Annotated in this window: 32 protein-coding genes; all 32 read right to left on the bottom strand. The window is 40.6% G+C overall.

The annotated features are described in order from the left end of the window. Window positions 1–21: 21 nt before the first annotated feature. Complete coding sequence (rpsD, locus tag BUR11_RS20530) at window positions 22–627, bottom strand: 30S ribosomal protein S4 (protein ID WP_074226896.1); 606 nt, start codon at window positions 625–627, stop codon at window positions 22–24. 18 nt (window positions 628–645) lie between these two features. Then, window positions 646–1,044: a 30S ribosomal protein S11 gene (gene rpsK / locus BUR11_RS20525; protein WP_074226895.1), complete on the bottom strand. Its 399-nt coding sequence runs from the start codon at window positions 1,042–1,044 to the stop codon at window positions 646–648. Between the two features lie 14 nt (window positions 1,045–1,058). Continuing rightward, window positions 1,059–1,436 carry a 30S ribosomal protein S13 gene (gene rpsM / locus BUR11_RS20520; protein ID WP_008202997.1) on the bottom strand — a complete coding sequence of 126 codons (378 nt, stop codon included), beginning with the start codon at window positions 1,434–1,436 and terminating at the stop codon, window positions 1,059–1,061. Between the two features lie 4 nt (window positions 1,437–1,440). Continuing rightward, the gene (gene rpmJ, locus BUR11_RS20515; RefSeq protein ID WP_074226894.1) at window positions 1,441–1,557 is read right to left on the bottom strand and encodes a 50S ribosomal protein L36; all 117 of its coding nucleotides are present in this window, start codon (window positions 1,555–1,557) and stop codon (window positions 1,441–1,443) included. A gap of 6 nt (window positions 1,558–1,563) precedes the next feature. Continuing rightward, window positions 1,564–1,782, bottom strand: a complete 219-nt coding sequence (gene infA, locus BUR11_RS20510; protein WP_008202999.1) for a translation initiation factor IF-1 — start codon at window positions 1,780–1,782, stop codon at window positions 1,564–1,566. Between the two features lies 1 nt (window position 1,783). Continuing rightward, window positions 1,784–2,557, bottom strand: a complete 774-nt coding sequence (map, locus tag BUR11_RS20505) for a type I methionyl aminopeptidase (protein ID WP_074226893.1) — start codon at window positions 2,555–2,557, stop codon at window positions 1,784–1,786. Between the two features lies 1 nt (window position 2,558). Beyond that, complete coding sequence (secY, locus tag BUR11_RS20500) at window positions 2,559–3,878, bottom strand: preprotein translocase subunit SecY (protein ID WP_074226892.1); 1,320 nt, start codon at window positions 3,876–3,878, stop codon at window positions 2,559–2,561. 4 nt (window positions 3,879–3,882) lie between these two features. After that, window positions 3,883–4,329, bottom strand: coding sequence for a 50S ribosomal protein L15 (rplO, locus tag BUR11_RS20495; protein ID WP_074226891.1), 447 nt, complete (start codon window positions 4,327–4,329; stop codon window positions 3,883–3,885). Between the two features lie 2 nt (window positions 4,330–4,331). Continuing rightward, window positions 4,332–4,511, bottom strand: a complete 180-nt coding sequence (gene rpmD / locus BUR11_RS20490) for a 50S ribosomal protein L30 (protein ID WP_074226890.1) — start codon at window positions 4,509–4,511, stop codon at window positions 4,332–4,334. Window positions 4,512–4,516: 5 nt separating this feature from the next. Further along, window positions 4,517–5,035 (bottom strand): 30S ribosomal protein S5, encoded by a 519-nt coding sequence (rpsE, locus tag BUR11_RS20485; RefSeq protein ID WP_074226889.1) that lies wholly within the window; start codon window positions 5,033–5,035, stop codon window positions 4,517–4,519. Between the two features lie 6 nt (window positions 5,036–5,041). Continuing rightward, the gene (gene rplR, locus BUR11_RS20480) at window positions 5,042–5,392 is read right to left on the bottom strand and encodes a 50S ribosomal protein L18 (RefSeq protein ID WP_074226888.1); all 351 of its coding nucleotides are present in this window, start codon (window positions 5,390–5,392) and stop codon (window positions 5,042–5,044) included. Window positions 5,393–5,398: 6 nt separating this feature from the next. After that, window positions 5,399–5,956: a 50S ribosomal protein L6 gene (gene rplF / locus BUR11_RS20475; RefSeq protein ID WP_074226887.1), complete on the bottom strand. Its 558-nt coding sequence runs from the start codon at window positions 5,954–5,956 to the stop codon at window positions 5,399–5,401. A 9-nt stretch (window positions 5,957–5,965) separates the two neighbouring features. Then, window positions 5,966–6,361: a 30S ribosomal protein S8 gene (rpsH, locus tag BUR11_RS20470; protein ID WP_074226886.1), complete on the bottom strand. Its 396-nt coding sequence runs from the start codon at window positions 6,359–6,361 to the stop codon at window positions 5,966–5,968. Window positions 6,362–6,444: 83 nt separating this feature from the next. Beyond that, window positions 6,445–6,714 carry a 30S ribosomal protein S14 gene (gene rpsN / locus BUR11_RS20465; protein ID WP_008203013.1) on the bottom strand — a complete coding sequence of 90 codons (270 nt, stop codon included), beginning with the start codon at window positions 6,712–6,714 and terminating at the stop codon, window positions 6,445–6,447. Window positions 6,715–6,716: 2 nt separating this feature from the next. Next, entirely contained in the window at window positions 6,717–7,277 is a 561-nt protein-coding gene (gene rplE, locus BUR11_RS20460; protein WP_074226885.1) for a 50S ribosomal protein L5, read from the bottom strand. Beyond that, window positions 7,270–7,614, bottom strand: coding sequence for a 50S ribosomal protein L24 (gene rplX, locus BUR11_RS20455; protein ID WP_074226884.1), 345 nt, complete (start codon window positions 7,612–7,614; stop codon window positions 7,270–7,272). The genes rplE and rplX overlap by 8 nt, the downstream gene beginning before the upstream one ends. Window positions 7,615–7,616: 2 nt before the next feature. Next, window positions 7,617–7,985 carry a 50S ribosomal protein L14 gene (gene rplN, locus BUR11_RS20450; protein ID WP_008203017.1) on the bottom strand — a complete coding sequence of 123 codons (369 nt, stop codon included), beginning with the start codon at window positions 7,983–7,985 and terminating at the stop codon, window positions 7,617–7,619. A 2-nt stretch (window positions 7,986–7,987) separates the two neighbouring features. Next, the gene (gene rpsQ, locus BUR11_RS20445) at window positions 7,988–8,251 is read right to left on the bottom strand and encodes a 30S ribosomal protein S17 (protein WP_074226883.1); all 264 of its coding nucleotides are present in this window, start codon (window positions 8,249–8,251) and stop codon (window positions 7,988–7,990) included. Between the two features lie 19 nt (window positions 8,252–8,270). Then, complete coding sequence (rpmC, locus tag BUR11_RS20440; RefSeq protein WP_074226971.1) at window positions 8,271–8,453, bottom strand: 50S ribosomal protein L29; 183 nt, start codon at window positions 8,451–8,453, stop codon at window positions 8,271–8,273. A 7-nt stretch (window positions 8,454–8,460) separates the two neighbouring features. Then, window positions 8,461–8,880: a 50S ribosomal protein L16 gene (gene rplP, locus BUR11_RS20435; protein ID WP_074226882.1), complete on the bottom strand. Its 420-nt coding sequence runs from the start codon at window positions 8,878–8,880 to the stop codon at window positions 8,461–8,463. Between the two features lie 24 nt (window positions 8,881–8,904). Further along, window positions 8,905–9,636, bottom strand: a complete 732-nt coding sequence (rpsC, locus tag BUR11_RS20430; protein WP_074226881.1) for a 30S ribosomal protein S3 — start codon at window positions 9,634–9,636, stop codon at window positions 8,905–8,907. A 9-nt stretch (window positions 9,637–9,645) separates the two neighbouring features. Beyond that, window positions 9,646–10,038 (bottom strand): 50S ribosomal protein L22, encoded by a 393-nt coding sequence (gene rplV / locus BUR11_RS20425; protein ID WP_074226880.1) that lies wholly within the window; start codon window positions 10,036–10,038, stop codon window positions 9,646–9,648. A gap of 2 nt (window positions 10,039–10,040) precedes the next feature. Continuing rightward, window positions 10,041–10,319, bottom strand: a complete 279-nt coding sequence (gene rpsS, locus BUR11_RS20420; protein WP_074226879.1) for a 30S ribosomal protein S19 — start codon at window positions 10,317–10,319, stop codon at window positions 10,041–10,043. A 2-nt stretch (window positions 10,320–10,321) separates the two neighbouring features. Next, a complete protein-coding gene (gene rplB / locus BUR11_RS20415; RefSeq protein ID WP_074226878.1) occupies window positions 10,322–11,146 on the bottom strand; it encodes a 50S ribosomal protein L2 in 825 nt (274 codons plus the stop codon). 13 nt (window positions 11,147–11,159) lie between these two features. Next, entirely contained in the window at window positions 11,160–11,447 is a 288-nt protein-coding gene (gene rplW / locus BUR11_RS20410) for a 50S ribosomal protein L23 (RefSeq protein WP_074226877.1), read from the bottom strand. Window positions 11,448–11,451: 4 nt separating this feature from the next. Next, on the bottom strand, window positions 11,452–12,081 hold the full coding sequence (gene rplD, locus BUR11_RS20405) for a 50S ribosomal protein L4 (protein WP_074226876.1): 630 nt from the start codon (window positions 12,079–12,081) through the stop codon (window positions 11,452–11,454). A gap of 4 nt (window positions 12,082–12,085) precedes the next feature. Continuing rightward, window positions 12,086–12,718 (bottom strand): 50S ribosomal protein L3, encoded by a 633-nt coding sequence (rplC, locus tag BUR11_RS20400; RefSeq protein ID WP_074226875.1) that lies wholly within the window; start codon window positions 12,716–12,718, stop codon window positions 12,086–12,088. A gap of 238 nt (window positions 12,719–12,956) precedes the next feature. After that, complete coding sequence (gene rpsJ / locus BUR11_RS20395) at window positions 12,957–13,262, bottom strand: 30S ribosomal protein S10 (protein ID WP_008203035.1); 306 nt, start codon at window positions 13,260–13,262, stop codon at window positions 12,957–12,959. A 12-nt stretch (window positions 13,263–13,274) separates the two neighbouring features. Next, entirely contained in the window at window positions 13,275–15,398 is a 2,124-nt protein-coding gene (fusA, locus tag BUR11_RS20390; RefSeq protein ID WP_074226874.1) for an elongation factor G, read from the bottom strand. A 5-nt stretch (window positions 15,399–15,403) separates the two neighbouring features. Further along, window positions 15,404–15,871 (bottom strand): 30S ribosomal protein S7, encoded by a 468-nt coding sequence (rpsG, locus tag BUR11_RS20385; protein ID WP_074226873.1) that lies wholly within the window; start codon window positions 15,869–15,871, stop codon window positions 15,404–15,406. A gap of 22 nt (window positions 15,872–15,893) precedes the next feature. Further along, window positions 15,894–16,289, bottom strand: coding sequence for a 30S ribosomal protein S12 (gene rpsL, locus BUR11_RS20380; protein WP_074226872.1), 396 nt, complete (start codon window positions 16,287–16,289; stop codon window positions 15,894–15,896). Window positions 16,290–16,387: 98 nt separating this feature from the next. Then, window positions 16,388–16,708: a DUF3467 domain-containing protein gene (locus BUR11_RS20375; RefSeq protein WP_074226871.1), complete on the bottom strand. Its 321-nt coding sequence runs from the start codon at window positions 16,706–16,708 to the stop codon at window positions 16,388–16,390. Window positions 16,709–16,729: the final 21 nt, after the last annotated feature.

Here is a 16,729-nt window from a genome sequence, read left to right as displayed (position 1 = left end):
TAAAAGCTGAAAATAGTAAAATTACTTAGAGTAAAGTTCGACAATGAGTTGTTCCTTGACATTCTCAGGAATATCATCTCTGGAAGGCACACTGACGAATTTGCCGGACAATGAAGCGCTATCCCACTCTAACCAGGAATATTTATTAGCACCTCTACCAGCCAAACTATTGGTAATAGCTTCCAAAGACTTAGATCTCTCTCTTACGGAAACAATATCACCAGGCTTCAAAGAATAGGAAGGAATATTTACTACTTCACCATTTACAAGCACATGCTTGTGAGAAACCAATTGTCTGGCACCTCTTCTAGTTGGAGCAATTCCCATTCTATATACGGTGTTATCCAATCTAGCTTCTAGAAGCTGAAGAAGGTTTTCACCTGTAATTCCAGATTTTCTGGAAGCAATATCAAACATCTTAGCGAATTGTCTTTCCAACACTCCGTAGATGTATTTCGCTTTTTGTTTTTCAGCAAGCTGAATAGCATATTCTGATTGCTTCTTTCTTCTACCTCTACCATGTTGTCCTGGAGGATAGTTTTTCTTTTGAAGCGCTTTGCTATGCCCTTCGATAGGCTCGCCAAACTTTCTGGCGATCTTTGCTTTAGGACCTGTATATCTAGCCATTCTATTACAAATTTAAAATTAAACTCTTCTACGCTTTGGAGGACGACAACCATTGTGCGGCATAGGAGTTACGTCTGTGATAGTCGTTACATCCAATCCTACATTTTGCAATGTTCTAATCGCTGATTCACGACCAGATCCTGGACCTTTTACAAAAACTTCGATTTTTCTCAAACCTAAGTCATAAGCCACTTGTCCGCAGTTTTGCGCAGCCATCTGTGCAGCGTAAGGAGTATTTTTCTTTGAACCTCTGAAACCCATTTTACCGGCAGAAGCCCAAGAGATTACTTGACCTGCATTATTGGTAATAGAGATGATGATATTGTTGAAGGAAGCTCTGATGTGAACTTGTCCTACAGCTTCTACCTTAACAACTCTTTTTTTACCTTTTGCTTTATCGTTTCTTTTCTGAGCCATAATCTAATCAGGTTTTATTTAGTTGCCTTTTTCTTGTTAGCAACTGTCTTTCTCTTACCCTTCCTTGTTCTGGCGTTGTTCTTGGTATGCTGACCACGAACTGGAAGTCCTTTTCTGTGTCTCAAACCTCTGTAACAACCAATATCCATTAGTCGCTTGATGTTCAATTGGATCTCTGATTTCAGAACACCTTCGGTTCTGAATTCTTCGGCAATAATGTTACGGATTGCGGTTGACTCATCGTCATCCCACTCACCTGCTTTTTTGTCGAAGGAGATACCGGCCTTGCTCAGGATCGCCTTGGCGGAGCTTCTTCCAATTCCGAAGATATATGTAAGCCCGATTTCGCCACGCTTATTGTCTGGTATGTCTACACCTGCAATTCTAGCCATAATCTTAACCTTGTCTTTGTTTAAACTTAGGATTCTTCTTGTTGATGACGTAAAGTTTTCCGTTTCTTCTTATCAACTTACAGTCAGCACTTCTCTTCTTAATAGATGCCTTTACTTTCATATCAGTCTATTTATAACGATATACAATTCTACCTTTTGATAAATCATAGGGAGACAACTCTAATTTTACACGATCTCCAGGAAGAATTTTGATGTAGTTCATTCTCATCTTTCCAGAAATATGCGCAATCAACTGATGTCCATTTTCTAGTTCCACTTTAAACATTGCATTAGACAATGCTTCGATAATGGTACCGTCTTGTTCTATAGATGTCTGTTTAGCCATATTAGAATTTGAAATTCTCTTCTATGTATTTATGGGTTGTCAAAACCTCTGTTTTATCTTCAAATATTGCCACTGTGTGCTCATAGTGGGCGGAAGGCTTCCGATCTGCAGTGCGGATCGTCCAACCATCTCTCTCTTGTACAATGTTTCGTGTACCCAGATTCACCATAGGCTCAATTGCAATCACCATTCCTGCTTTTAGCAGGGGACCACTTCCTTTTTTGCCATAATTAGGAACTTCTGGGGATTCGTGAAGATTACGACCGATTCCATGTCCGACTAATTCTCGAACTACTGTGTAGCCCTTGGCTTCCACAAACTTTTGGATCGTATTTCCTACATCACCCAACCTGTTTCCAAAAACAGCTTTTTCAATACCTAGATATAATGAATCTTTGGTGGCCTTGAGTAATGCTAAGACAGAAGGAGAGACCTCACCAATAGGATACGTATAAGCGGAATCGCTATGAAAACCTTGGTGAAAGACTCCACAATCTACTGAGATTATATCGCCATCTTTCAATTCATAATCGCTGGGAAAACCATGAACAACTACTTCGTTCACAGAAATACAAAGAGCAGCGGGAAAACCATTATATCCTTTAAAAGAAGGAACGCCTTGGTGATCTCTAATATACTCTTCAGCTATTTTATCTAAGAAAGAGGTCTTTACCCCTTCCTTGACATACTTTGCTACTTCCCCATGGGCTCTGCCAAGTATGTCGGCACTTTCTTTAATTATATCAACTTCTTCTGAAGTCTTATAATGAATCATATTAAGCTACTTGGTAATTAGAAGGATTATTCTTCATATTACCGCTCTTCATCATTCCTTCATAATGACGCATTAACAAGTAGCTTTCAATTTGTCTCAACGTATCTAGAATTACACCCACCATAATCAATAGTGAAGTACCTCCATAGAATTGAGCAAACTCTCCACCCACACCTGCAATAATTGCCAAGGCAGGTAAAATCGCTACTGCTGCTAGCAAAATGGAACCTGGCAACGTGATTTTAGAGATGATACCATCAATAAACTCAGAGGTTGGAGCACCTGGTTTGATACCTGGTACAAATCCACCGTTTCTCTTCATGTCTTCCGCTATTTGCTCTGGATTAACCGTGATTGCAGTATAGAAGAAAGTGAAGATGATAATCAAGGATGCGAAAAGCAGATTATATTGCCAAGAAGTAAAGTCACTGAACGTATTACCAATGTAATTCGCAACATCACTTTCCGAAGCCCAGATCTGAGCGATCAAAGCAGGAAGGAACATCAACGATTGTGCAAAGATAATAGGCATTACTCCAGAAGCATTTACCTTGATAGGAATATATTGTCTCTGGCCGCCGTAAACTTTACCTCCTACTACTTGCTTCGCATATTGAACAGGAATTCTTCTTGTCGCTTCTGTCAGAGCAACTACTCCAACTACAATAAAGAATAATACTACTGCTTCAATAATCAAAAGCAACATGCCAGAAGTCCCTTTTTCTAAAGTTTCCGCGATGATCGCACCTGGGAACCTAGAAATGATACCAATCATGATTAGCATAGAGATACCGTTTCCGATACCTTTTTCAGTAATCTTCTCACCTAACCACATACAGAACATGGTACCGGCAGATAATAATACTAAAGAGCTAAACATGAAAAGGGATGTACTAACCATCACAGCACCGGTTGGAAGAATAGTGGCACTTACGTAGCCAATACCCTGTGCGATGGTGATCAAGATGGTTAATACACGAGTAATCTGGTTGATTCTTTTTCTTCCAGACTCCCCTTCTTTCTGCATTTTTTGAAAGTAAGGTACTCCGACAGTCAATAGCTGCAACACAATTGAAGCAGAAATATATGGCATAATGCCTAGTCCGAAGATGGAAGCATTACTAAATGCACCACCTAGGAAGGTATCTATCAATCCAAAAATCCCTTCTGGAGCATCACCCAAACGAGCTGGGTCTACACCAGGAAGAACGATAAAGGAACCCAATCTGAAGATAATTAGGAACCCGACTGTATTCAGGATCCTAACTCTCAGATCTTCGATAGAGAAAATATTCTTAACCGTCGAAATAAACTTTTTCATTTACTTAAATCTTGTTTACAGAACCACCGTTTTTCTCAATAGCTGCAGTTGCAGAAGCAGAGAAATGATGAGCAGTTACGTCTAATTTGGCCTTCAATTCACCTCCACCGAGGATTTTGATTTTGTCATTCTTAGAAGCTACTCCATGAGCTACTAGAGCCTCCATGTCGATTGCTGCTAAGTTGTACTCCTCAGCAAGAACTTGCAAGGTATCCAAATTTACTGGTTTGAACTCAACCTTATTCAAGCTTTTGAAGCCAAATTTAGGAACTCTTCTTTGAAGTGGCATCTGACCACCTTCAAATCCAGCCTTAGACTTATATCCAGATCTGGATTTAGCACCTTTATGACCTCTCGTAGAAGTTCCACCTCTACCGGAACCAGTACCTCTACCGATTCTTTTACGAGTTTTTGTAGACCCTTCTGCTGGTTTTAATGTATGCAGTTTCATAATTAAGCTTCCTCCACTTTTACAAGGTGATTAACTTTATTAACCATACCAGCGATCTGTGGAGTATTTTCAACTACTACAGATTTGCTGATTCTTCCTAGACCCAAAGCAGTGATAGTAGCTTTTTGATCCTTCGGACGGTCGATAGTACTTTTAGTTTGTGTGATTTTGATCTTTCCCATGATGATTATCCGTTAAAGACTTTAGACATTTTCACACCTCTTTGCTGAGATACAGCAATCGCATCTCTTAATTGAGTCAAAGCATCGATTGTTGCTTTCACCACGTTGTGAGGGTTTGAAGATCCTTTAGACTTTGCCAATACGTCAGTAACGCCAGCACTTTCTAAAACAGCACGCATCGCACCACCAGCGATAACACCGGTACCTGCCGCAGCTGGTTTGATCAATACAAAACCTCCACCAAACTTACCAATTTGCTCATGAGGGATGGTTCCTTTCAAAACTGGTACTTTCACCAAGTTTTTCTTAGCATCTTCAATGCCTTTAGTGATCGCGTCAGTTACTTCGTTAGCTTTACCTAAACCGTAACCAACTACACCAGCACCGTCACCTACGACAACTATTGCAGAAAAAGAGAATCTTCTACCACCTTTCACCACTTTGGCTACTCTGTTAATAGCAACTACCTTTTCTTTAAGTTCTGTATCTGTAGCCCTAATAGGCTTTTTTCTTAGTTGAGACATAGTTGATTAAAATTTAAGGCCTCCTTCTCTTGCTCCATCAGCCAAAGCTTTCACTTTGCCATGGTACAAATAGCCGTTTCTATCGAATACTACTTCGCTAACTCCGTTTGCAACAGCTCTTTCAGCTAATTTCTTACCTACCTCAGTAGCAATTGCAATGTTGGTGTTCTCTTTCGCTCCCAATTCTTTGGAAGATGCCTGAGCCAATGTTTGACCTTTAAGGTCGTCCACAAGCTGTGCATACATGCCAGTATTACTTTTGAAAACTGACAAACGAGGTCTGGAATCAGTACCAGAAATCTTTCTTCTGATACCCTGCTTGATTCTAAGTCTTCTGGAATTCTTATTAAATGCCATAACCTATTATTTTTTACCGGCAGTTTTACCAGCCTTACGTCTAATTTGTTCACCCACGAAGCGCACACCTTTACCTTTGTAAGGCTCAACTTTACGAAGTCCTTTGATTTTGGCAGCAACTTGTCCGATCAATTCCTTGTCAATTGCCTCCAAAGTAATGATCGGGTTTTTACCTTTAGGAGTCTCTGTCTTTACACTCACCTCAGAAGGTAATGCAAAGAAGATGTTGTGAGAATAACCAAGGGAAAGTTCTAACACTTGTCCTTGATTTGTAGCCTTGTAACCTACACCAACAAGCTCCAAGTCTTTTTTGTAACCTTCAGATACACCAATGACCATGTTATTGATCAAAGATCTGTAAAGTCCGTGCATAGACTTGTGTCTTTTGGAATCGGTAGGTCTGGAAACGACAACTGAATTGTCTTCCACTTTTACCTCAATATCGGGATTCACATCCTGAGTGAGTGTACCTTTTGGACCTTTAACAGTGACCAGCCCGTGAGCTGACACGTCTACAGTAACACCGCCAGGTAGATTTATTGGTTTTTTACCTATTCTAGACATGATAGTAAATTAATATACGTAGCAAAGTACTTCGCCCCCAACGCCTTCAACGCGGGCTTCTTTGTCAGTCATTACACCTTTAGAGGTGGAAATAATGGCGATACCTAAACCATTGATTACTCTTGGAAGAGAGTCATGCTTAGCATATTTTCTCAAACCTGGAGTACTTACTCTTGTTAGATTAACAATTGCATTTTGCTTGGTAGTAGGATTGAATTTCAAAGCGATTTTGATAGTTCCCTGAGGACCATTCTCTTCGAATTTGTAATTCTGGATATATCCTTTGTCGTGCAATACTTTTGTAATCTCCTTCTTAATGTTAGAAGCAGGTATCTCTACGATTCGGTGAGAAGCCTTGATGGCGTTTCTCAACCTAGTCAGATAATCAGCTATTGGATCAGTCATGATATTTTATAAGTCTAGCTCCACCCTAATTGGGCGTGCAAAGTTACGAATTGATTTTTAGAATAAAAACTACTGTCGTTATTTTACCAGCTGGACTTAGTCACTCCAGGAATTTTGCCTGAAGAGGCCATTTCCCTGAAGGTTACCCTGTTGATACCGAATTTTCTCATGTAGCCTTTTGGACGACCAGTTAGTTTACATCTGTTGTGAAGTCTAACCGGGGAAGCGTTCTTTGGCAATTTGTCAAGTGCTTCATAATCACCAGCTGCTTTCAGCTCAGCTCTTTTTTTAGCATACTTGGCTACCAGACGTTCTCTTTTTCTCTCACGAGCTTTGATGGACTCTTTTGCCATGACTATTCTTCTTTATTTTTGTTAACGAAAGGCATTCCGAAAGCCTTCAACAATGCGAAGCTTTCCTCATCTGTTTTAGCAGAAGTCACAAAAGTGATATCCATACCAGAGATTCTGTTCACCTTTTCGATGCTGATCTCAGGGAAGATAATCTGTTCTGTTACACCTAAAGTGTAGTTCCCTCTACCGTCGAATCCTTTGTCAGAAATACCTTTGAAGTCTCTTACACGAGGAAGAGCAACAGTCATCAATCTGTCAAGGAATTCATACATTTTTTGACCTCTTAAAGTAACTTTAGCTCCGATAGGCATTCCTTCTCTTAGCTTAAAGTTAGACACAGAAGTCTTTGCTTTGGTAGCAACTGCTCTTTGACCAGTGATTAAAGAAAGCTCTTCAACACCTTGGTCTACCAATTTCTTATCAGCTACTGCAGCACCGATACCTTTATTCAAAACAATTTTTGAAAGCTTAGGCACCTGCATCACAGAAGAATATTGAAATTTTTCTTTCAAAGCAGGGACGATATCGTCCACATATTTTTGTTTGATTCTTGGATTAGCCATTGATCACCTCCCCAGTTTTCTTAGAGTATCTCACTAATTTCCCATTTTCACCAGCTTTACGACCAGTTCTGGTAGCTTCACCAGTTTTAGGATCTACAAGCATCAAGTTACTAATGTGCAAAGCAGCTTCTTTCTTCTCGATACCACCTTGTGGTTTTGCAGCAGTAGGCTTTACGTGTTTGGTAATCATATTGATTCCTTCTACGAAAGCTTTTCTTTTTGCTGTATCTACAGAAAGTACTTTGCCTGATTTGCCTTTGTCATCCCCAGCAATCACTTTCACAGTGTCACCAGTTTTGATATGCAGCTTAGGCTGCTTATTGAATTTTCTTTCCATGATTACAATACTTCAGGGGCCAAAGAAACGATTTTCATAAACTGCTTCTCTCTCAATTCTCTAGCAACTGGGCCGAAAATACGAGTGCCTCTAGGCTCATCGTTGTTGTTCAACAATACAGCAGCGTTGTCCTCAAATCGGATATAAGAACCGTCTTTTCTTCTTACTTCTTTTCTGGTTCGCACGATTACCGCTCTTGAAACGGTACCTTTTTTCATGTTGCTGGAAGATAGGGCTGACTTTACAGTCACGACTACTTTATCACCGATAGAAGCATAACGCTTCTTGGTTCCTCCCAATACACGGATCACCAATACCTCTTTGGCACCGGAATTGTCCGCCACACTTAGTCTGGATTCTTGTTGTATCATGATTATTTAGCCCTTTCAATAATTTCAACTACTCTCCAACGTTTGTTCTTACTCAGCGGACGAGTTTCACTGATTTTAACGAGGTCACCTGGGTTACACTCGTTTTTCTCGTCATGAGCCATAAATTTGGTTGTTTTGGCAACAAACTTACCGTACATGGCATGCTTTACGCGACGCTCAACTGCAACGGTAATGGACTTGTCCATCTTGTTACTTACCACTTTACCAACTCTTTCTTTTCGAAGATTTCTCTCAATCGTAGCCATTTCTTTTTCTGTTAGCTAGTTATTTGGCAGCCAATGCAGTCTTCAATCTTGCGATCAGACGCTTGGTCTCGCGGATTCTATTAGGATTCTCTATAGGAGATATCGTGTGCGCAAACTTAAGTTTGGTCAGATTCCCCTTCTCAGCGACAATTCGCTCGGCGATTTCACTTGCGGAAAGTGATTGGATCTCAGTATTTTTCATTGTCATTCTATTCTACGTAGTCTCTACGAACGATAAAATTGGTACTTACTGGTAGCTTCTGTTGAGCTAATCTTAACGCCTCTTTAGCAGTCTCCAGGCTCACGCCTGTAGCTTCGAAAAGGATCGTTCCTGGTTTGATAACAGCTACCCAATATTCTGGAGCACCTTTACCCTTACCCATACGAACCTCTGCGGGCTTCTTAGTAACTGGTTTGTCAGGAAAAATTCTGATCCAAACCTGTCCTTCTCTTTTCATGGCTCTTGTCATCGCGATACGAGCTGCCTCGATCTGACGAGAAGTAATCCATCCTGCTTCCAGGGATTTGATGCCAAAGTTGCCGAAAGAAAGCGTATGCCCTCTTTGTGCAATGCCTTTGACACGGCCCTTTTGCATTTTCCTATATTTAGTTCTTTTTGGCTGTAACATGCGTTCTCACTTAGTCGGTGAAAATTAGTTATTTCTTTTTCTGCGTCTTGGACCGTCGTTTCTCTTAGGGCCTGAATGACGAGATCCTTTCGGCTCGTTTGCAGCTCCCTGATTTGGAGAAAGGTCTCTTTTACCGTACACTTCACCTTTGAAGATCCATACTTTGATTCCGATGATTCCGTACACAGTAAGTGCTTCAGAAAGTGCGTAATCAATGTCTGCTCTCAACGTATGAAGAGGAATTCTTCCTTCTTTGTACATTTCGGATCTTGCCATCTCGGCTCCACCCAGACGACCAGAAAGTTTTACTTTGATTCCTTCTGCTCCCACTCTCATGGATGCTGCAATGGCTTGTTTCATTGCTCTTCTGAAGGAAATTCTAGCTTGAAGTTGCTGAGCGATAGATTCACCTACCAATTTCGCGTCCAATTCAGGTCGCTTAATTTCGAAGATATTGATTTGAATATCTTTGCTAGTGATCTTCTTAAGTTCTTCTTTCAGCTTGTCTACTTCGGCTCCACCTTTACCAATTACAACACCTGGTCTGGCAGTATGAATGGTAAGCGTGATTCTCTTAAGCGTACGCTCAATGATCACCTTAGCAATCCCACCTTTAGGAATTCTGGCAAGGACGTACTTACGGATTTGCTGATCTTCGTATAGTTTTTCAGCGAAGTCTTTCCCACCATACCAGTTGGAATCCCAGCCTTTGACTACACCAAGTCTAAATCCTATTGGGTTGATCTTTTGTCCCATAGTCTGTTCTTAATTTGCCTTTTCGTTTGTTTCTACTACATCAGCGGTAACATCACCAGCGTCGAATGAATCGATCACGAGAGTTACATGATTTGATCTCTTGCGGATTCTGTGGCCTCTACCTTGAGGAGCTGGTCTCAATCTTTTGAGAGATCTGCCTTCGTCCACCATGATGGTTTTCACAAACAAATCAGCTTCTTCAAGTTTAGCGTCAGGATTCTTTGCCTGCCAGTTGGCAACGGCAGAAAGCAATAACTTTTCCAATTTCAAAGCTCCGTGATTCGGAGTAAACTTTAAAATACTAAGTGCATTCCCAACTCTCTTGCCTCTGACAAGGTCAGCCACAAGGCGCATCTTACGCGGAGAAGTAGGAACATTATTTAATCTTGCGATAGCTTCCATGATTATCTCTTTCCTTTATCTTTTTTGGCAATGTGGCCTCTGAAATTTCTGGTTGGAGCAAATTCACCTAACTTATGACCTACCATGTTGTCAGTCACAAATACAGGGATGAATTTATTTCCATTATGCACTGCGAAGGTATGTCCTACGAAGTCTGGAGAAATCATAGATCTTCTTGACCAAGTCTTGATGACAGATTTCTTGCCGGACTCGTTCATAACATCCACTTTCTTCACCAGGTGATGTTCGATATAAGGACCTTTTTTTAATGAACGTGCCATAATTATTTAGATCTTTTGCTGATGATGAACTTGTTTGAATACTTCTTAGGTGATCTGGTTTTCTTACCTTTAGACAGAAGACCTTTTCTAGATCTTGGATGTCCACCGGAAGAACGACCTTCACCACCACCCATTGGGTGATCTACTGGGTTCATCGCAACACCTCTAGTACGAGGTCTTACACCTAACCATCTCTTACGACCAGCTTTTCCAAGAACTACGTTCATGTGATCTGCATTGGAAACAGTACCGATTGTTGCCATACAAACACCAAGAACTAGTCTCATTTCACCGGAAGGAAGCTTGATAGTCACGTACTTACCCTCACGGGCAACGATCTGTGCATATCCACCAGCACTTCTGGCCATTACTCCACCTTTACCTGGCTTCAATTCTACATTGTGTACAATTGTACCAAGAGGAATGTTAGCCAATGGCATCGCATTTCCTACTTCTGGAGCAACTTGCTCACCGGAAATCACTGTTTGTCCTACTGTCAAACCTTCCGGGGCGATAATGTAGGCCTTTGCACCGTCTGCGTAATATAGCAGGGCAAGACGTGCAGTTCTGTTTGGATCATACTCAATCGCCTTTACGGTCGCAGGTACACCAAACTTATTTCTTTGGAAGTCTACTATTCTTAGTCTTCTCTTATGACCACCACCAATGTAACGGGCAGTCATTTTGCCTTCATTATTTCTTCCGCCTGATTTCTTCAAAGGAGCAAGAAGAGACTTCTCTGGCTTTGACTTTGTAATCTCGTCAAAAGCTGGAGCTACTCTGAATCTTGTCCCTGGAGTAACAGGCTTCAATTTTTTAATTGCCATGATATTGATTCAATTAAATTTCTCCGTAAAAATCAATTACCTGTCCATCAGCTACTTCAACAATCGCTTTCTTGAAAGCATTGGTAAAGCCTGATACCACTTTGTTTTTGGTGTATCTAGTCTTATGCTTTGCAGCATATCTCATGGTTCTGATAGAAACCACATCCACACCATATGTTTTTTCAACTGCATTCTTAATCTCTGGCTTTTTCGCAGTTTTCTCTACGATAAATCCATAAACTCCTTTTTCGTTCATGGCAGAGACTTTCTCAGTAATTAAAGGCTGCTTTAGAATATCCATTGTCTTATTTCGATAAAATGGTTTCCAACATACTTACAGAACCTTCACAAATCACTAAGTGGTCAGCGTTAAGAACCTGGTAAGTATTTACATCATTTACAGTCACAACTTTTGACTTAGGTAAGTTTCTGCTGGACAAGTACACATTCTTGTTTTCTTCTGGAAGAACCACCAATGTTTTCTTATCTGCTAAAGACAAACCGTTCATCAAAGCTAAATAGCTCTTAGTCTTTGGAGCCTCAAAAGAAAGGTTTTCCAATACGACCAAGCTATTGTCTTTCACTTTATAAGAAAGTGCAGACTTTCTAGCCAACTGCTTTAATTTTTTATTCAACTTGAAGGAATAGTTTCTTGGCTTAGGACCAAATACTCTACCTCCACCTCTGAAAAGCGGGGACTTCAAAGATCCAGCTCTAGCACTACCTGTACCTTTTTGCTTTTTGATCTTCTTAGTAGAACCAGCGATTTCATTTCTTTCCTTTGACTTGTGAGTACCTTGTCTTTGGTTCGCCAAGTACTGCTTCACGTCCAAATAGATCGCGTGATCATTTGGCTCAATTCCGAAGATTTCATCAGAAAGGTTTACCTTTCTTCCAGTATCTTCTCCTTTATGATTTATTACTGCTAATTCCATGGACTTATTTCTCTAGAATAACGAAAGAATTTTTAGGACCTGGTACTGAACCAGAAACCAACAGCAGGTTTTGCTCAGGATAAATCTTCAACACTCTTAGGTTGATTACCTTCACTCTGTCACCGCCGGTTCTTCCTGCCATACGCATTCCCTTGAATACTCTTGATGGCCAAGAACAAGCACCAATGGAACCTGGGTGTCTCTGTCTGTTGTGCTGACCGTGAGTTTGTCCACCCACACCACCAAAACCGTGACGTTTTACTACACCTTGGAATCCTTTACCTTTAGAAGTACCGATAGCATCTACGAAGTCACCTTCGACAAACACTTCACCAGCCTTCACAGTAGCCCCTAGATCTACCTGGCCTTCAAATTCGACCCGGAATTCTCTGAACTCAACAACTTTTTGCTTTGGCGTAGTACCGGCCTTTTTAAAGTGACCGATCAATGGCTTTGGCGTATTTTTCTCTTTACGCTCGCCATATGCCAACTGCACTGCGTTGTACCCGTCTGTTTCAACGTTTTTTACTTGCGTCACTACGCAAGGACCAGCTTCTATTAGCGTGCATGCGACATTACGTCCATCGGCACTGAAAATGCTAGTCATTCCTACTTTTTTACCTATAATACCAGACATCTATAATAAGATAATTTGATAATTCACAAGCGCTTATACGCATGAGCCCTTTTAAAGGACTGCAAAGTTACTGAAATAAAATTCTGCAACAAATGCCAACTCGTATATTTTCAAACATTTAGCAACATTTTTACTACTGCTAAACAAAAGAAAGCACTTTAGAATCGTCGAAATGGTGAATATATAAAAAGACCTGCGCGTGAACGCAGGCCTTTTTTATGAAATATTTAAGAGCAGATCAAACTTTGATCTCTACATCTACTCCACTTGGAAGCTCGATTTTCATCAAAGCATCTACAGTTTTGGAGCTGTTAGAGTAGATATCAACCAATCTCTTGTAAGTACAAAGTTGGTATTGATCTCTCGCTTTTTTACTTACGTGTGGAGATTTCAACACCGTAAATTTCTCCTTCTTAGTAGGCAATGGAATTGGTCCCACTACTACCGCACCAGTGGCCTTTACAGCCTTCACGATTTTCTCTGATGACTTATCCACCAGGCTGTGATCGTATGATTTTAGTTTTATTCTGATTTTCTGATTCATCGCAAATATTGATTAGTCTTTCTGACCTTTTACGTTAGCAATTACGCTCTCTGCTATGTTGTTAGGTACAGCCTCATAGTGAGAGAATGTCAAGGAAGCTGTTGCTCTACCGGAAGAAATTGTTCTAAGGTCAGTGATGTAACCAAACAATTCAGACAATGGTACAGATGCTTTGATTACAGATGAAGTACCTTTGGTATCCATACCTTTCATCAAACCTCTTCTTCTGTTCAAATCACCAGTGATTGGACCAGTGTATTCGTCAGGAGAAACTACATCTACAGACATGATAGGCTCCAATAATTGAGGCTTACATTTCTTAGCTGCTTCTTTGAAACCAATTCTAGCTGCCAATTCAAAAGAAAGAGCATCAGAATCGACATCGTGGAAAGATCCGTGGAACAATCTAACTTTCATAGACTCTACTGGGTAACCAGCAAGAGGTCCATTTTTCATAGATTCCGTGAAACCTTTCTGGATCGCTGGAATAAATTCTTTTGGAATTACACCACCTACGATACCATTGACAAACTCAAGTCCTGGCTTCACTTCTCCAGTTTCTGGATCTGCATCTTTAGGTCCAAGTTCGAACACGATATCCGCAAATTTACCTTTACCACCTGACTGCTTCTTGTACACTTCTTTGTGTTCAACAGAACCAAACAAAGCTTCTTTGTAAGCAACCTGAGGAGCACCTTGGTTGATTTCAACCTTAAATTCTCTCTTCAGACGGTCGATAATAATATCTAAGTGAAGCTCACCCATACCTCTCAAGATAGTCTGACCGGTTTCATGATCAGTATTTACTTGAAGTGTAGGATCCTCTTCTACAAGCTTAGCAATCGCCATACCCAATTTATCTACGTCAGCTTGAGTCTTAGGCTCAATCGCGTAACCGATAACAGGCTCAGGGAAAATCATGGACTCAAGAACTACCTTACGGCTTTCAGAACATAGAGTATCTCCTGTCTTGATGTCTTTAAATCCAACAACAGCTCCAATATCACCAGCTCTTAACGCATCGATTTGGTTTTGCTTGTTGGCATGCATCTGGAACACACGTGAAATACGCTCTTTGTTTCCAGAACGGCTATTGAATACATAAGATCCAGAATCCAAAATACCAGAGTATGCTCTTACGAAACATAATCTACCCACGAATGGGTCAGTCGCGATTTTGAATGCCAAGCCAGCGAATGGCTCATCTTCGTTTGGAGCGATTCTAACATCTTTCTCCTCATCATTCAAATCGTGAGCAATGATATCATCCTTGTCCAATGGAGATGGAAGCAATTCCATTACCAAGTCAAGCATGGTCTGAACACCTTTGTTTTTGAAAGAAGATCCACAAACCATAGGAACGATTTTCATGTCGATGGTTGCTTGTCTCAATGCAGAAAGAATTTCTTCTTCTGTAATAGAGTCTGGATCATCAAAGAATTTCTCCATCAAAGACTCGTCGTACTCAGCAACAGCTTCAAGTAAATGCTCTCTCCACTTTTCTACATCTTCCAACATGTCTTCTGGAATAGGAACTTCTTCGAAAGTCATTCCCATATCTTCCTCATTCCATACAATGGCTCTGTTGTTAATCAAGTCAACAACACCTTTGAATTTGTCTTCAGCACCGATAGGAATCTGCAATGGCACTGCATAGCTACCAAGCATTTCCTTCACTTGCTTACAAACCTCAAGGAAGTTTGCGCCAGCACGGTCCATTTTGTTAACGAATCCGATACGAGCGACTTTATAATTATCAGCTAATCGCCAGTTAGTCTCAGACTGTGGTTCAACACCATCCACAGCACTGAATAGGAAAACTAAACCATCCAATACTCTCAAGGAACGGTTTACTTCTACAGTAAAGTCAACGTGTCCAGGAGTATCAATGATGTTAATTTGATATTTTTGATCTCTGTAGTTCCAGAATACGGTAGTAGCAGCGGAAGTAATAGTAATACCTCTCTCCTGCTCCTGCGCCATCCAGTCCATCGTAGCAGCACCATCATGCACCTCTCCGATTTTGTGGGATACCCCAGAGTAAAAAAGAATTCGCTCAGTAGTAGTTGTCTTACCAGCATCGATGTGAGCAGCAATACCGATGTTTCTGGTATATTTTAAATCTCTTTTAGCCATCCTAATTAAAATCTAAAGTGGGAGAATGCTTTGTTAGCCTCGGCCATTCTGTGTGTATCATCTTTTTTCTTCACTCCGGCACCTTCGCCTTTGGAAGCAGCTATGATCTCACCAGCAAGTCTGTCCATCATTGTTTTCTCTCCTCTTCTTCTAGCATAAGTGATCATCCACTTAATACCTAGAGAGAGCTTTCTTTCCGGACGAACTTCCATTGGAACCTGGAACGTAGCACCACCAACTCTACGACTCTTCACCTCTACGGATGGAGCAATATTGTTAAGCGCTTTTTTCCAAACTTCAAGACCATTCTCACCTACTTTTTCCTCAACTTTTTCTACTGCATCGTAGAAAATTCTGTAAGCAATACTCTTCTTCCCATCTACCATTAGACAGTTCACAAACTTGGTAACCAAGGTATCATTGAACTTAGGATCAGGAAGAATATATCTCTTCTTTGGTTTCGCTTTTCTCATTTTTTCTAAATGTTATAAAGTATTATTTCTTTGCCGGGGCTTTTCCTGCCTTCGGTCTTTTAGCACCATACTTAGAGCGACCTTGTTTACGGTCTTTAACTCCTGCGGTATCAAGTGCACCACGGATGATGTGATATCTTACACCTGGTAGATCTTTCACACGACCACCTCTAATCAATACGATTGAGTGCTCCTGTAGATTGTGACCTTCCCCTGGAATGTAAGCATTCACTTCTTTTCCATTTGTCAATCTCACCCTCGCCACTTTTCTCATTGCTGAGTTAGGCTTCTTAGGGGTTGTAGTGTATACCCTGGTACAAACACCTCTTCGCTGAGGACATGCATCCAAAGCTCTTGATTTTGATTTGGTCTCCAGTGTAGTTCTACCTTTTCTTACTAACTGTTGAATAGTAGGCATTAACTGATAAAATTTAGTTTTCCTGTAAACTGTTAAATTTTGGACTGCAAAGGTAACCAAAGTAATAAGATGAACAAAATTAAGTAGTTATATTTTTGTTACGCCTCACCTGGAGTACCAAAGCTGATCGGGAATTGTGGGGCTCCACCACCCTGATTTATCTTCCCAAAAGCATCTTCATACTTGTCAATATTGTCCTTTAAAGCTGCTAATAAACGTTTTGCATGTTCTGGAGTCACAATAATTCTTGATTTCACTTTTGCTTTTGGAACTCCTGGCATTAATCGGATAAAATCAATCACAAATTCAGAATTGGAGTGTGCGATCATCGCCAAATTTGCATAAACTCCTTCAGCTACTTCCTCCGATAGTTCTACATTGATCTGTTGATCAGGTCTTTTCCCTTTTTCGTCTTGCATTTTTGATGGATTAAAAAAGGC

This window comes from Algoriphagus halophilus (genome assembly GCF_900129785.1).
GTDB classification, from domain to species: Bacteria; Bacteroidota; Bacteroidia; order Cytophagales; family Cyclobacteriaceae; genus Algoriphagus; species Algoriphagus halophilus.
This window is presented reverse-complemented; position numbering and strand designations above follow the sequence as displayed.